General features: G+C 50.8%; 9 protein-coding genes and 1 pseudogene. 6 read left to right on the forward strand and 4 right to left on the reverse strand.

Going from position 1 to position 14120, the window contains the following annotated elements:
* Positions 1-71: 71 nt before the first annotated feature.
* Positions 72-692 (forward strand): annotated as a pseudogene (gene ssuC, locus ABZJ92_RS16845) (aliphatic sulfonate ABC transporter permease SsuC); the annotation flags it as partial.
* Positions 689-1456, forward strand: a complete 768-nt coding sequence (ssuB, locus tag ABZJ92_RS16850; protein ID WP_001090476.1) for an aliphatic sulfonates ABC transporter ATP-binding protein — start codon at positions 689-691, stop codon at positions 1454-1456. The pseudogene ssuC and the gene ssuB, both read left to right, overlap by 4 nt.
* Positions 1457-1662: 206 nt before the next feature.
* Here ssuB and pepN read toward each other — a convergent pair whose 3' ends face one another.
* Positions 1663-4278: an aminopeptidase N gene (gene pepN / locus ABZJ92_RS16855; protein WP_000193826.1), complete on the reverse strand. Its 2616-nt coding sequence runs from the start codon at positions 4276-4278 to the stop codon at positions 1663-1665.
* 265 nt (positions 4279-4543) lie between these two features.
* Here pepN and pncB point away from each other — a divergent pair, with 265 nt between their 5' ends.
* From pncB to aspC, 4 genes are all read left to right on the forward strand, one after another.
* Positions 4544-5746 carry a nicotinate phosphoribosyltransferase gene (gene pncB, locus ABZJ92_RS16860; protein WP_001297200.1) on the forward strand — a complete coding sequence of 401 codons (1203 nt, stop codon included), beginning with the start codon at positions 4544-4546 and terminating at the stop codon, positions 5744-5746.
* 168 nt (positions 5747-5914) lie between these two features.
* The gene (asnS, locus tag ABZJ92_RS16865; protein ID WP_000117881.1) at positions 5915-7315 is read left to right on the forward strand and encodes an asparagine--tRNA ligase; all 1401 of its coding nucleotides are present in this window, start codon (positions 5915-5917) and stop codon (positions 7313-7315) included.
* 600 nt (positions 7316-7915) lie between these two features.
* Positions 7916-9004 (forward strand): porin OmpF, encoded by a 1089-nt coding sequence (gene ompF / locus ABZJ92_RS16870; RefSeq protein ID WP_000977934.1) that lies wholly within the window; start codon positions 7916-7918, stop codon positions 9002-9004.
* Between the two features lie 184 nt (positions 9005-9188).
* Positions 9189-10379 (forward strand): aspartate transaminase, encoded by a 1191-nt coding sequence (gene aspC, locus ABZJ92_RS16875; RefSeq protein ID WP_000462669.1) that lies wholly within the window; start codon positions 9189-9191, stop codon positions 10377-10379.
* A 222-nt stretch (positions 10380-10601) separates the two neighbouring features.
* Here the strand turns inward: aspC and gloC are convergent, their stop codons facing one another.
* The 3 genes from gloC to ldtD all read right to left on the reverse strand — a co-directional run bounded on the left by gloC (position 10602) and on the right by ldtD (position 13852).
* The gene (gloC, locus tag ABZJ92_RS16880; RefSeq protein WP_001109487.1) at positions 10602-11249 is read right to left on the reverse strand and encodes a hydroxyacylglutathione hydrolase GloC; all 648 of its coding nucleotides are present in this window, start codon (positions 11247-11249) and stop codon (positions 10602-10604) included.
* 26 nt (positions 11250-11275) lie between these two features.
* Positions 11276-11824: a YcbK family protein gene (locus ABZJ92_RS16885; RefSeq protein WP_001295932.1), complete on the reverse strand. Its 549-nt coding sequence runs from the start codon at positions 11822-11824 to the stop codon at positions 11276-11278.
* A gap of 180 nt (positions 11825-12004) precedes the next feature.
* Complete coding sequence (gene ldtD / locus ABZJ92_RS16890; protein WP_000925982.1) at positions 12005-13852, reverse strand: L,D-transpeptidase; 1848 nt, start codon at positions 13850-13852, stop codon at positions 12005-12007.
* Positions 13853-14120: the final 268 nt, after the last annotated feature.

Here is a 14120-nt window from a genome sequence, read left to right on the forward strand (position 1 = left end):
ACGGGAATATCTGCGGCAGCGGGCTTGTAATGGGTTAAGTGATAACAGATGTCTGGAAATATAGGGGCAAATCCAGGCAGCATCTGGCGATCAGTTCCTGGCGGGCGCTGATTGGCTTTTCAATTGGCGGATCGCTGGGCCTGATTCTGGGACTGATTAGCGGACTGTCGCGCTGGGGAGAAAGGCTGCTGGATACCTCAATTCAGATGTTGCGCAACGTGCCGCATCTGGCGCTGATCCCGCTGGTGATTTTGTGGTTTGGCATTGATGAATCCGCGAAAATCTTTCTGGTGGCGCTCGGTACGCTGTTCCCCATTTATATCAACACCTGGCATGGCATCCGTAATATCGATCGCGGGCTGGTGGAGATGGCGCGTAGCTATGGATTATCCGGCATACCGCTGTTTATCCATGTGATCCTGCCCGATGCCCTGCCCTCAATTATGGTCGGCGTGCGTTTTGCGTTGGGCCTGATGTGGCTGACGCTGATTGTTGCCGAAACCATTTCTGCCAATTCCGGCATTGGTTATCTGGCGATGAATGCGCGAGAGTTTTTGCAAACAGACGTGGTGGTAGTCGCTATTATTCTTTACGCCCTGCTCGGCAAACTTGCTGACGTCAGCGCGCAGCTGTTAGAGCGCCTCTGGTTGCGCTGGAACCCGGCTTATCATTTGAAGGAGGCCACGATATGAATACTGCTCGTCTGAACCAGGGCACACCATTGTTGCTCAATGCAGTAAGCAAACATTACGCGGAAAATATCGTCCTGAACCAACTGGATTTACATATTCCGGCAGGTCAGTTTGTGGCGGTGGTGGGCCGCAGCGGTGGTGGTAAAAGTACCCTGCTGCACCTGCTGGCCGGTCTGGAAACGCCAACCGCAGGCGATGTGTTAGCGGGCACCACACCGCTGGCTGAAATTCAGGATGATACGCGAATGATGTTTCAGGATGCGCGTCTGCTGCCGTGGAAATCGGTGATTGATAACGTTGGGTTAGGCCTTAAAGGTCAGTGGCGCGATGCCGCGCGTCGGGCGTTGGCTGCGGCAGGACTGGAGAATCGCGCCGGGGAATGGCCTGCCGCACTTTCTGGCGGGCAGAAACAGCGTGTGGCGCTGGCAAGAGCGTTGATTCATCGACCGGGTTTATTGTTGCTTGATGAACCGCTCGGGGCACTGGACGCCTTAACGCGACTCGAGATGCAGGATTTGATTGTGTCACTTTGGCAGCAGCACGGCTTTACCGTACTGTTGGTGACGCATGATGTGAGCGAAGCGGTAGCAATGGCTGACCGGGTGTTGTTAATTGAAGAGGGAAAAATTAGTCTGGATTTGACAGTGGATATCCCCCGTCCGCGTCGATTAGGGTCGGTGCGATTAGCGGAGCTGGAAGCGGAAGTATTGCAACGGGTAATGCGGCGTGGGCATTCTGAACAACTGATTCGGCGTCATGGTTAATATGCCGGATGTGGCGCACAAAACCAGCATTTTCAACGGACTTGTAGGCCTGATAAGACACGTCAAGCATCGCATCAGGCAGTTGGGCACGGCTGCCGGATGCGGCGTGAACGCCTTATCCAGCCTACAAAACCAGCAATTTCAACGGAGTTGTAGGCCTGATAAGACGCGTCAAGCGTCGCATCAGGCATTTTGGCTCAAAAGTATCAAGCCAGTGCTTTAGTTATCTTCTCGTAAAGATCGCCAGAGAGATTTTCCAGCCCTTTCAACTGTTCCAGCGCCGCGCGCATTTTCTCCTGACGTTTGGCATCATAACGTTTCAGGCGAATCAGCGGTTCAATCAGACGTGAAGCTACCTGCGGGTTACGGCTGTTGAGGTCGGTAAGCATTTCCACCAGGAACTGGTAACCGCTGCCATCTTCGGCATGGAACGCTGCCGGGTTGCTGCCCGCAAACGCACCAATCAACGAACGAATACGGTTCGGGTTGCTCATGGTAAATGAGCGATGCTGCAACAGACCACGCACCGTCTCCAGCACATTCGCCGCCGGGCTGGTGGCTTGCAGGATAAACCATTTATCCATCACCAGACCGTCCTGATGCCACTTATCGTCGTACTCCTGCATCAGCGCGTCACGGCAAGGCAGCTGTGCAGCAACCGCCGCAGAAAGCGCTGCCAGCGCATCGGTCATATTGTTTGCTTCATGGTATTGCTTGCTCACCAGCACGTCAGCCAGATGCGTTTCACCAAAAGCAAGGAAGCGCAGGCAGGCATTACGCAGAGTGCGTTTTGCAATATCTTCATGCTCAACACGGTACTCGCTCTGGTAATTCGCGTTGTAAATAGCCAGCAGCTCATCCGCCAGTTCAGTCGCCAGAGTACGAGTGAGTGCTTCGCGTACTTCGGCAATAGCAATCGGGTCTATGATATCGAACAGTTCAGCCATTTCATTGACAGAAGGCAGCGTCAGGATTTCTGCCGCCAGCGCCGGATCAATCTTCTCATCGAGCAGCACCGCGCGGAAAGCGTCAGCCACATGTACCGGCAGAGACAGCGGCTGCCCTTGCTGATGACGGGCGACGTTCAGCTTGATGTAGGTTGCCAGCAAACTTTGCGCCGCATCCCAACGGGAGAAACCATTACGCGCATGACGCATCAGGAAGGTCAGTTGCTGATCGCTCCACTTATATTCCAGTTTCACTGGCGCAGAGAATTCGCACAGCAGCGCAGGCACCGGCTGGAAGTAGACATTATCAAAAACAAAGGTCTGTTCCGCCTGGGTGACGTTCAGCACGGAATTCACCGGATGACCGCCTTTCTGCAACGGGATCACTTTACCTTCGTTGTCATACAATTCGATGGCAAACGGAATATGCAGCGGCTGTTTTTCTGCCTGATCCGGCGTGGCTGGCGTGCGCTGGCTGATGGTCAGGGTGTACTGCTCAGTTTCCGGATTGTAGTCGTCTTTGACGGTCACAACCGGCGTACCGGACTGGCTGTACCAACGGCGGAAATGGGAGAGATCAACATTCGACGCATCTTCCATCGCCTGCACAAAGTCGTCACAGGTCGCTGCGCTACCATCATGACGCTCGAAATAGAGTTGCATCCCTTTCTGGAAGTTTTCTTCGCCCAGCAGGGTGTGGATCATACGGATCACTTCCGCGCCCTTCTCGTAAACGGTCAGGGTGTAGAAGTTGTTCATCTCAATGACCATGTCCGGGCGGATTGGGTGCGCCATCGGGCTGGCGTCTTCCGCAAACTGCAATCCGCGCATGGTGCGCACATTATTGATGCGGTTAACTGCGCGGGAACCAAGGTCAGAGCTGAATTCCTGATCGCGGAAGACGGTTAAACCTTCTTTCAGGCTGAGCTGGAACCAGTCGCGGCAGGTCACTCGGTTACCGGTCCAGTTATGGAAATATTCATGGCCGATAACGCGTTCAATATCGAGGTAATCTTTGTCGGTGGCGGTGTCGGTGCGGGCCAGCACATATTTGGAGTTAAAGATATTCAGACCCTTATTCTCCATTGCGCCCATATTGAAGAAATCCACCGCGACGATCATATAGATGTCGAGGTCATACTCCAGGCCAAAGCGTTCTTCATCCCATTTCATGGAGTTTTTCAGCGAGGTCATCGCCCACGGCGCGCGATCAAGGTTGCCGCGATCGACGTACAGCTCCAGTGCTACTTCGCGACCAGAACGCGTGGTAAAGGTATCGCGCAGTACATCAAAGTCGCCTGCCACCAGCGCAAACAGGTAGCACGGTTTCGGGAACGGGTCCTGCCACTGTACCCAATGGCGTCCGTTTTCGAGTTCGCCTTGCGCAACGCGGTTACCATTGGAAAGCAGGAAGGGATATTTGATTTTATCGGCAATAATTTTGGTGGTAAAACGCGCCAGCACGTCCGGGCGGTCGAGATAATACGTAATATGGCGGAAACCTTCGGCTTCACACTGGGTGCAAAGCGCATCGCCTGACTGATAAAGCCCTTCCAGCGCCGTATTCGCCGCCAGGCTTATTTCATTAATGATCTTAAGCGTAAAACGCTCCGGCAAATTACTGATGACCAGTGCGCCCTCTTCTTCTTCTTTCCAGGCGGTCCACGGCTCATCATTAATATGAACAGAAACCAGTTTGAGGTCTTCGCCGTTGAGACGAAGCGGAGCATCTGATGCACCATGACGGACAGCCTGGCTGACCGCGGTAACGACCGTCTTTTGCGCGTCGAGGTCAAAGGTCAAGTCAATATCAGTAATCTGGTAATCCGGCGCACGATAATCGTGACGGTATTTGGCTTGTGGCTGTTGAGTCATAAATAACCTTTAGCATCTTTTATAGAGTCTGGTGTTCAGTCTATTCCTGTTGCGTAAATCGCGCTATGCAGAATCTTCATCTTTTCAGGTACAAACGCCTTTATTGCTACATTTTTATAACATACACCGCGTAATGCCATCGACCAGAAAGGTGGCATATGGTGTGATCGGGGTTCAATAAATTGCGAAACAAGGTATACTCCAGCAGTTCCTGAAGATGTTTATTGTACTAAACGCTCCTGTACGAGGACGCTACTGCGCACCTATGACACAATTCGCTTCTCCTGTTCTGCACTCGTTGCTGGATACAGATGCTTATAAGTTGCATATGCAGCAAGCCGTGTTTCATCACTATTACGATGTGCATGTCGCGGCGGAGTTTCGTTGCCGAGGTGACGATCTGCTGGGTATTTATGCCGATGCTATTCGTGAACAGATTCAGGCGATGCAGCACCTGCGCCTGCAGGATGATGAATATCAGTGGCTCTCTGCCCTGCCTTTCTTTAAGGCCGACTATCTTAACTGGTTACGCGAGTTCCGCTTTAACCCGGAACAAGTCACCGTGTCCAACGATAATGGCAAGCTGGATATTCGCTTAAGCGGTCCGTGGCGTGAAGTCATCCTCTGGGAAGTTCCTTTGCTGGCGGTTATCAGTGAAATGGTACATCGCTATCGCTCACCGCAGGCCGACGTTGCGCAAGCCCTCGACACGCTGGAAAGCAAATTAGTCGACTTCTCGGCGTTAACCGCCGGTCTTGATATGTCGCGCTTCCATCTGATGGATTTTGGCACCCGTCGCCGTTTTTCTCGCGAAGTACAAGAAACCATCGTTAAGCGTCTGCAACAGGAATCCTGGTTCGTGGGCACCAGCAACTACGATCTGGCGCGTCGGCTTTCCCTCACGCCGATGGGAACACAGGCACACGAATGGTTCCAGGCACATCAGCAAATCAGCCCGGATCTAGCCAACAGCCAGCGAGCTGCACTTGCTGCCTGGCTGGAAGAGTATCCCGACCAACTTGGCATTGCATTAACCGACTGCATCACTATGGATGCTTTCCTGCGTGATTTCGGTGTCGAGTTCGCTAGTCGGTATCAGGGCCTGCGTCATGACTCTGGCGACCCGGTTGAATGGGGTGAAAAAGCCATTGCACATTATGAAAAGCTGGGAATTGATCCACAGAGTAAAACGCTGGTTTTCTCTGACAATCTGGATTTACGCAAAGCGGTTGAGCTATACCGCCACTTCTCTTCCCGCGTGCAATTAAGTTTTGGTATTGGGACTCGCCTGACCTGCGATATCCCCCAGGTAAAACCCCTGAATATTGTGATTAAGTTGGTAGAGTGTAACGGTAAACCGGTGGCGAAACTTTCTGACAGCCCTGGCAAAACTATCTGCCATGATAAAGCGTTTGTTCGGGCGCTGCGCAAAGCGTTCGACCTTCCGCATATTAAAAAAGCCAGTTAATATCATCAGGGAGCTAATCGGCTCCCTTTTTTACCTTTAATTCCGAAATCTTTCGCTGCATTTGCGAATTCTGCTTGTCTGATTGCAGATGCCAGGTAACATAGGTATCCCCCCCATTTACGGGTGGACAAGTGTTTATTTTTTCCGACTATTAACAGAGAGAATATTATGAGCGTTGTGCCTGTAGCCGACGTACTCCAGGGCCGCGTAGCCGTTGACAGCGAAGTCACCGTACGCGGATGGGTACGTACCCGCCGAGATTCAAAAGCTGGCATCTCCTTCCTCGCCGTTTATGACGGTTCCTGCTTTGATCCTGTACAGGCTGTCATCAATAATTCTCTGCCCAATTACAATGAAGACGTCCTGCGTCTGACCACCGGCTGCTCGGTCATTGTGACGGGTAAAGTCGTGGCATCGCCGGGCCAGGGGCAACAATTTGAAATTCAGGCCAGCAAGGTTGAAGTTGCTGGTTGGGTTGAAGATCCAGACACTTACCCGATGGCGGCAAAACGCCACAGCATTGAGTATCTGCGTGAAGTCGCTCACCTGCGTCCGCGCACAAACCTGATTGGTGCCGTCGCGCGCGTTCGCCATACGCTGGCGCAGGCGCTGCATCGCTTCTTTAACGAGCAGGGATTCTTCTGGGTTTCAACGCCACTGATTACCGCATCTGATACCGAAGGTGCAGGCGAAATGTTCCGCGTTTCTACGCTGGATCTGGAAAACCTGCCGCGTAACGATCAGGGCAAAGTGGATTTCGACAAAGACTTCTTTGGTAAAGAGTCTTTCCTGACCGTATCTGGCCAGTTGAACGGCGAAACCTACGCTTGCGCATTATCCAAAATTTATACCTTCGGCCCGACTTTCCGTGCTGAAAACTCCAACACCAGCCGTCACCTGGCGGAATTCTGGATGCTGGAGCCGGAAGTGGCGTTTGCTAACCTGAACGATATCGCGGGTCTGGCTGAAGCCATGCTGAAATATGTCTTCAAAGCGGTTCTCGAAGAACGCGCAGACGACATGAAATTCTTCGCTGAACGCGTAGATAAAGATGCCGTTTCACGTCTGGAACGCTTCATTGAAGCCGATTTCGCGCAGGTGGATTACACCGACGCAGTGACCATTCTCGAAAACTGCGGCAGGAAGTTTGAAAACCCGGTTTACTGGGGCGTCGATCTCTCTTCTGAGCATGAGCGTTATCTGGCGGAAGAACACTTTAAAGCACCGGTAGTGGTTAAAAACTATCCGAAAGATATTAAAGCGTTCTATATGCGCCTCAACGAAGACGGTAAAACCGTTGCGGCTATGGACGTTCTGGCTCCGGGCATCGGTGAGATCATTGGTGGCTCCCAGCGTGAAGAACGTCTGGACGTTCTGGACGAGCGTATGCTGGAAATGGGCCTGAATAAAGAAGATTACTGGTGGTATCGCGATCTGCGTCGCTACGGTACTGTTCCGCATTCAGGTTTCGGTCTTGGTTTTGAACGCCTGATTGCTTACGTAACTGGCGTGCAAAACGTGCGTGATGTGATTCCGTTCCCACGTACTCCGCGCAACGCCAGCTTCTGATTTTCTTCCTCAAAGAGCCAGCGCCTGCTGGCTCTTTTTTATCCTTTCTGTCAAGTTATCTGTTTGTTAAGTCAAGCAATCTATTTGCACCCCCGCCATAACGATCATCCTGTTACGGAATATTACATTGCAACATTTACGCACAAAAAATAACCCGTACTCTTATTGCGGATTAGTTTTTTCTTAGCTGATAGCACAATTTTCATACTATTTTTTGGCATTCTGGATGTCTGAAAGAGGATTTTGTGCCAGGTCGATAAAGTTTCCATCAGAAACAAAATTTCCGTTTAGTTAATTTAAATATAAGTAAATCATATAAATAGATAAAAATTGCTGTAAATATCATCACGTTCCTATGGAAATATGACGGTGTTCACAAAGCTCCTTAATTTTTACTTTTGGTTACATATTTTTTCTTTTTGAAACTAAATCTTTATCTTTGTAGCACTTTCACGGTAGCGAAACGTTAGTTTGAATGGAAAGATGCCTGCAGACACATAAAGACACCAAACTCTCATCAATAGTTCCGTAAATTTTTATTGACAGAACTTATTGACGGCAGTGGCAGGTGTCATAAAAAAACCATGAGGGTAATAAATAATGATGAAGCGCAATATTCTGGCAGTGATCGTCCCTGCTCTGTTAGTAGCAGGTACTGCAAACGCTGCAGAAATCTATAACAAAGATGGCAACAAAGTAGATCTGTACGGTAAAACTGTTGGTCTGCATTATTTTTCCAAGGGTAACGGTGAAAACAGTTACGGTGGCAATGGCGACATGACCTATGCCCGTCTTGGTTTTAAAGGGGAAACTCAAATCAATTCCGATCTGACCGGTTATGGTCAGTGGGAATATAACTTCCAGGGTAACAACTCTGAAGGCGCTGACGCTCAAACTGGTAACAAAACGCGTCTGGCATTCGCGGGTCTTAAATACGCTGACGTTGGTTCTTTCGATTACGGCCGTAACTACGGTGTGGTTTATGATGCACTGGGTTACACCGATATGCTGCCAGAATTTGGTGGTGATACTGCATACAGCGATGACTTCTTCGTTGGTCGTGTTGGCGGCGTTGCTACCTATCGTAACTCCAACTTCTTTGGTCTGGTTGATGGCCTGAACTTCGCTGTTCAGTACCTGGGTAAAAACGAGCGTGACACTGCACGCCGTTCTAACGGCGACGGTGTTGGCGGTTCTATCAGCTACGAATACGAAGGCTTTGGTATCGTTGGTGCTTATGGTGCAGCTGACCGTACCAACCTGCAAGAAGCTCAACCTCTTGGCAACGGTAAAAAAGCTGAACAGTGGGCTACTGGTCTGAAGTACGACGCGAACAACATCTACCTGGCAGCGAACTACGGTGAAACCCGTAACGCTACGCCGATCACTAATAAATTTACAAACACCAGCGGCTTCGCCAACAAAACGCAAGACGTTCTGTTAGTTGCGCAATACCAGTTCGATTTCGGTCTGCGTCCGTCCATCGCTTACACCAAATCTAAAGCGAAAGACGTAGAAGGTATCGGTGATGTTGATCTGGTGAACTACTTTGAAGTGGGCGCAACCTACTACTTCAACAAAAACATGTCCACCTATGTTGACTACATCATCAACCAGATCGATTCTGACAACAAACTGGGCGTAGGTTCAGACGACACCGTTGCTGTGGGTATCGTTTACCAGTTCTAATAGCACACCTCTTTGTTAAATGCCGAAAAAACAGGACGTTGGTCCTGTTTTTTTTATGCCTTCCAGAGCAATCTCACGTCTTGCAAAAACAGCCTGCGTTTTCATCAGTAATAGTTGGAATTTTGTAAATCTCCCGTTACCCTGATAGCGGACTTCCCTTCTGTAACCATAATGGAACCTCGTCATGTTTGAGAACATTACCGCCGCTCCTGCCGACCCGATTCTGGGCCTGGCCGATCTGTTTCGTGCCGATGAACGTCCCGGCAAAATTAACCTCGGGATTGGTGTCTATAAAGATGAGACGGGCAAAACCCCGGTACTGACCAGCGTGAAAAAGGCTGAACAGTATCTGCTCGAAAATGAAACCACCAAAAATTACCTCGGCATTGACGGCATCCTTGAATTTGGTCGCTGCACTCAGGAACTGCTGTTTGGTAAAGGTAGCGCCCTGATCAATGACAAACGTGCTCGCACGGCACAGACTCCGGGTGGCACTGGCGCACTACGCGTGGCTGCCGACTTCCTGGCAAAAAATACCAGCGTTAAGCGTGTGTGGGTGAGCAACCCAAGCTGGCCGAACCATAAGAGCGTCTTTAACTCTGCAGGTCTGGAAGTTCGTGAATACGCTTATTATGATGCGGAAAATCACACCCTTGACTTCGATGCACTGATTAACAGTCTGAACGAAGCTCAGGCTGGCGACGTAGTGCTGTTCCATGGCTGCTGCCATAACCCAACCGGTATCGACCCTACGCTGGAACAATGGCAGACACTGGCACAACTCTCCGTTGAGAAAGGCTGGTTACCGCTGTTTGACTTCGCTTACCAGGGTTTTGCCCGTGGTCTGGAAGAAGATGCTGAAGGACTGCGCGCTTTCGCGGCTATGCATAAAGAGCTGATTGTTGCCAGTTCCTACTCTAAAAACTTTGGCCTGTACAACGAGCGTGTTGGCGCTTGTACTCTGGTTGCTGCCGACAGTGAAATCGTTGATCGCGCATTCAGCCAAATGAAAGCGGCGATTCGCGCTAACTACTCTAACCCTCCAGCACACGGCGCTTCTGTTGTTGCCACCATCCTGAGCAGCGATGCATTACGTGCGATTTGGGAACAAGAGCTGACTGATATGCGCCAGCGTATTCAGCGTATGCGTCAGTTGTTCGTCAATACGCTGCAGGAAAAAGGTGCAAACCGCGACTTCAGCTTTATCATCAAACAGAACGGCATGTTCTCCTTCAGTGGTCTGACAAAAGAACAAGTGCTGCGTCTGCGCGAAGAGTTTGGCGTATATGCTGTTGCTTCTGGTCGCGTAAATGTGGCCGGGATGACACCAGATAACATGGCTCCGCTGTGCGAATCGATTGTGGCAGTGCTGTAAGCGTTAAAAACAATGAAGCCCGCTGAAAAGCGGGCTGAGACTGATGACAAACGCAACATTGCCTGATGCGCTACGCTTATCAGGCCTACGCGTCCCCTGCAATATTTTGAATTTGCACGATTTTGTAGGCCGGATAAGGCGCTCGTGCCGCATCCGGCATAAACAAAGCGCACTTTGCCAGAAATCCAGGCCCGCATTAAAAGTGGACTTTTTTATGCGCCTTTACCAGACGGGCATTTCGTCTTGCAGGAAGGGATTGTGCAGGCGCTCATAACCAAGTGTAGATAATGGTCCGTGACCCGGAATAAATGTCACGTCATCCCCCAGTGGCAGCAATTTATCTTTGATTGAAGAAATCAGTTGATTATGATCGCCACGCGGGAAGTCACTGCGCCCTACTCCGCCTTTGAAAATAACATCGCCAGAAATCAGCAGCTTTGCCCGATCATCAAAAAACACGACATGACCCGGCGTATGCCCAGGGCAATGTAACACCTGTAAAGTCACATTCCCTATGCTGATGGTATCGCCTTCGTTCAGCCAACGATCTGGCGTCAGCGGCTGGCACTCTTCCAGACCAAACATACGACTTTGCGCAGGCAAGCCTTGCAGCCAGAACTCATCTTCTTTTTCCGGGCCAAAAACCGGCACGCCGTAATGTTGCGCCAGTTCCGCCGCTGCGCCAACGTGGTCCAGATGACCATGCGTCAGCAGGATCTGCATCAGTGTCAGGCCGCTGTCATCAACTTCCTGTTTGATTTTTTCCGCATCGCCGCCAGGATCGACCAGTGCGGCCAGGCGGGTTTGTTCACACCAGATCAATGAACAGTTCTGGGAGAATGCGGTGACCGGAATAATACGATAGTTCATACTGCCCCTGTTTCGTTAAGCGATTACTACCAGTGCCGTGCTGGCCCGGTATCAATATGCACAAAGTTACTACGTGGGTAATATCCTACACCACCTGCGCGCATAGATAACGCGGCTTTGCGAATATTGCTTAACGCGATACCTTCAATATGGAAATCCATCGCCTGGCCTTTAGTGTGATAGCTTTTCTTCGCTACTCCACGGCTGCGGGCGCGTAGTTCATTGTTGGTATCAATGGAACGATAACCGGAAATGAGTTGCACCGGTTTGCGCGTGCCTAACAACCCTTGCAGGCGATACAACTGGTCGAATAATCCTGGGTCGATGGACTTTATTTTGTTCGCGCGGTAATCGCGGAAAAAATGGTTAAGTTTTGCCAATTCTTCCTGAATATAGCCTCTGCCATCGAAAAACTCCGCTTTGATTGACTCTCCGGTATGAAGATTATTGAGTGTCAAAATGCGCGGGCGTGGGGTAGAGAGTGTTGCAAACGCAGGGGTCGGCAGGATGGCGGCACCGAGTGCAACGCCACCAAGCGCCAGCAATTTGCGGCGATTAGCGTCGAATTTGTCCATGATAATCAAGTCTACAGCTCAATGTTATCGTTTATATGCACTTCTGGCGCACAAGAGGCACCTTAACCGCCCGTAAAGCAGACGTCAAGATGACTCAACCCCAGCAGTGACGGGGGCTGCAGAGAATCGCCCCCAATCATGCTAATTATTACGACAATTGATTTCCCCGAACTACTTCATTTACCTGATTAATTGTTCCGCTTTCGATACGATTTGCGAGCTGGATCGCGCAGGCAGATCATAATTGTAAATATCTGTACGATACTGGGTACGATCATCTGCACCAACAAAGGCCGTCAGGTAGTAGAGATTCACCGGAATCGACTGCCGAATATTGACGTAACGTGTATCACCCTGCTTCAGCGCATCAGAAATACGTTTGTCATTCCATCCTGCATCCTGCAACAGCATATTCGCCAGATCGGAAGCTTTATTCACTCGTACACAGCCTGAGCTCAATGCGCGTGTATCACGCTTGAACAGATTGTGGTTCGGCGTGTCATGCAAATAAATGGCCTCTGAACTCGGCATATTGAATTTATAGCGCCCCAGCGAGTTCCGTGGGCCTGGAGCCTGCTGGAAGCGAAACGGTAAATTCGAGGCCGTGATTGTAGACCAGTCAACCTCCCATGGGTCAATCGCTTCTCTGCTGTTCCAGCCGCGCATCACCGTATAGCCATGGCTTTCGAGATATCCCGGATCGTTGCGCACTTTCGGCAGAATATCTTTGCGTGCCAGAGTTGGTGGTACGTTCCACGGCGGGTTTACCACTACGTTGTTAAGTGCACTGCTCATCATCGGCGTTTTGCGATCGGGGCGACCGACAATGACTCGCGAATCCAGCACCTGATTGCCGTTCTGATAGTAGAGCAGCGAATAGGCTGGAATGTTAACCATGATCCCGGTAGAAAGCTCTGTTGGCAGCAAGCGCAATCGCTGGATGTTGAGTGCCAACACGCCAGCACGCTGGGCGGGCGTTACGTTTAACCAGTCACGCGTTGCCGGGCCAATAGCACCATCTGCTCCCAATCCTTGCCATGCCTGAAAACGTTTAACGGCTTCCACCAGTTCATTATCGTAGGCGGCACGAACGGCAGGCGCAGGTTTACTACGAGACGTCGTTTGCTTGTCCATCGGCTTAGTTTCTGCTGTTTCAACAGTAACAGCGGATGGGCTGACTACCGCGTCAGTTGGCGTGTCATCGCCAGGTAGAGTAATTTTCGGCCCCCCGTCCAACATGCCTGTGCGTTGCAATATTTCGCGCAACGCCGGTACGTCGTTACTCCACTGCCCTGGGCGCAACGTTGCTTTGCCGGTCAGTTGGGGCCACGGTTTGGTGTCACTGAGTAAGACCAGTAACGATTCATGCATCGCCGCATATTGCGGATGCTGCGGTGCCAGTCCTGCAACAAACGTAGGCAATTGACCTTTATCCAGCGCTAGCTGCCATTGGTTAATCACCGAAAGCGGCGGCGTTGAAAGCGCATAAGGTTTACTGCTATATAGCCAGCGAGTGCCTTTGATCGGAATATTTGCAATGAAATGGAGATAGCCCATCATCGCATCAGAGAGCACCACGTCACGTGCCATCCCGTTAACACCAGGATCGGTCAGTAACTCTACCCATTTATTAAACTGCGGCTGGAAACCAGCAATCGCCACCTCTGCCAGCTGTTGCTGGAAGGCTTTAACAGCATCACGGTTTTCCCACATGGGTTGCATATCGCGTGCGGCATACAACAGTTGAAGCTGGTTAAGATAAACCGGCTTGTAACCTGCGGGTAATTGAGATTCGATTTGCGTGCGGGCTTTTTCTGCCGCACCTTCAGGCAATGGCTGGATCCCCGCCATTATTGCCGTGGCTTGCGCCTGCGGCAGTGCCTCGCCCTGTTCACTGACAGCCACCGGGCTGTCGCCAGGGATTACTTCAGGCTCATCGGCCTGCGCATTGAACAGTGGAGCGAATGTTACGGCCAGGCACAAACTGATTGCCGACAGCCGACGACCACACATCATATTAAGCAACATCCCTTGCCCCCTGTTTTTATCATACTCTGAATAGCCAGGCTGTTATTTTACGACTTGCCTGTACAACGCCAATACTCACGAAAGTATGACGAGCAAGCCTGTTACTCATCAGGCTTATCTTCAGTATATAAACGCCGATACGTTTTTACATAACCTAATGTAAAGAAGTTTAAAGAAAAGCGCGCCGTTATGTGTAATGCCAGTCAGTTAAGCAACTGACTGGCTCTTTTTCGGGGCTGTGGGGTATTTCCAGGGCCTCTCCTTTACC

The organism is Shigella sp. FJ200513 (assembly GCF_040495915.1).
GTDB lineage: Bacteria > Pseudomonadota > Gammaproteobacteria > Enterobacterales > Enterobacteriaceae > ECMA0423.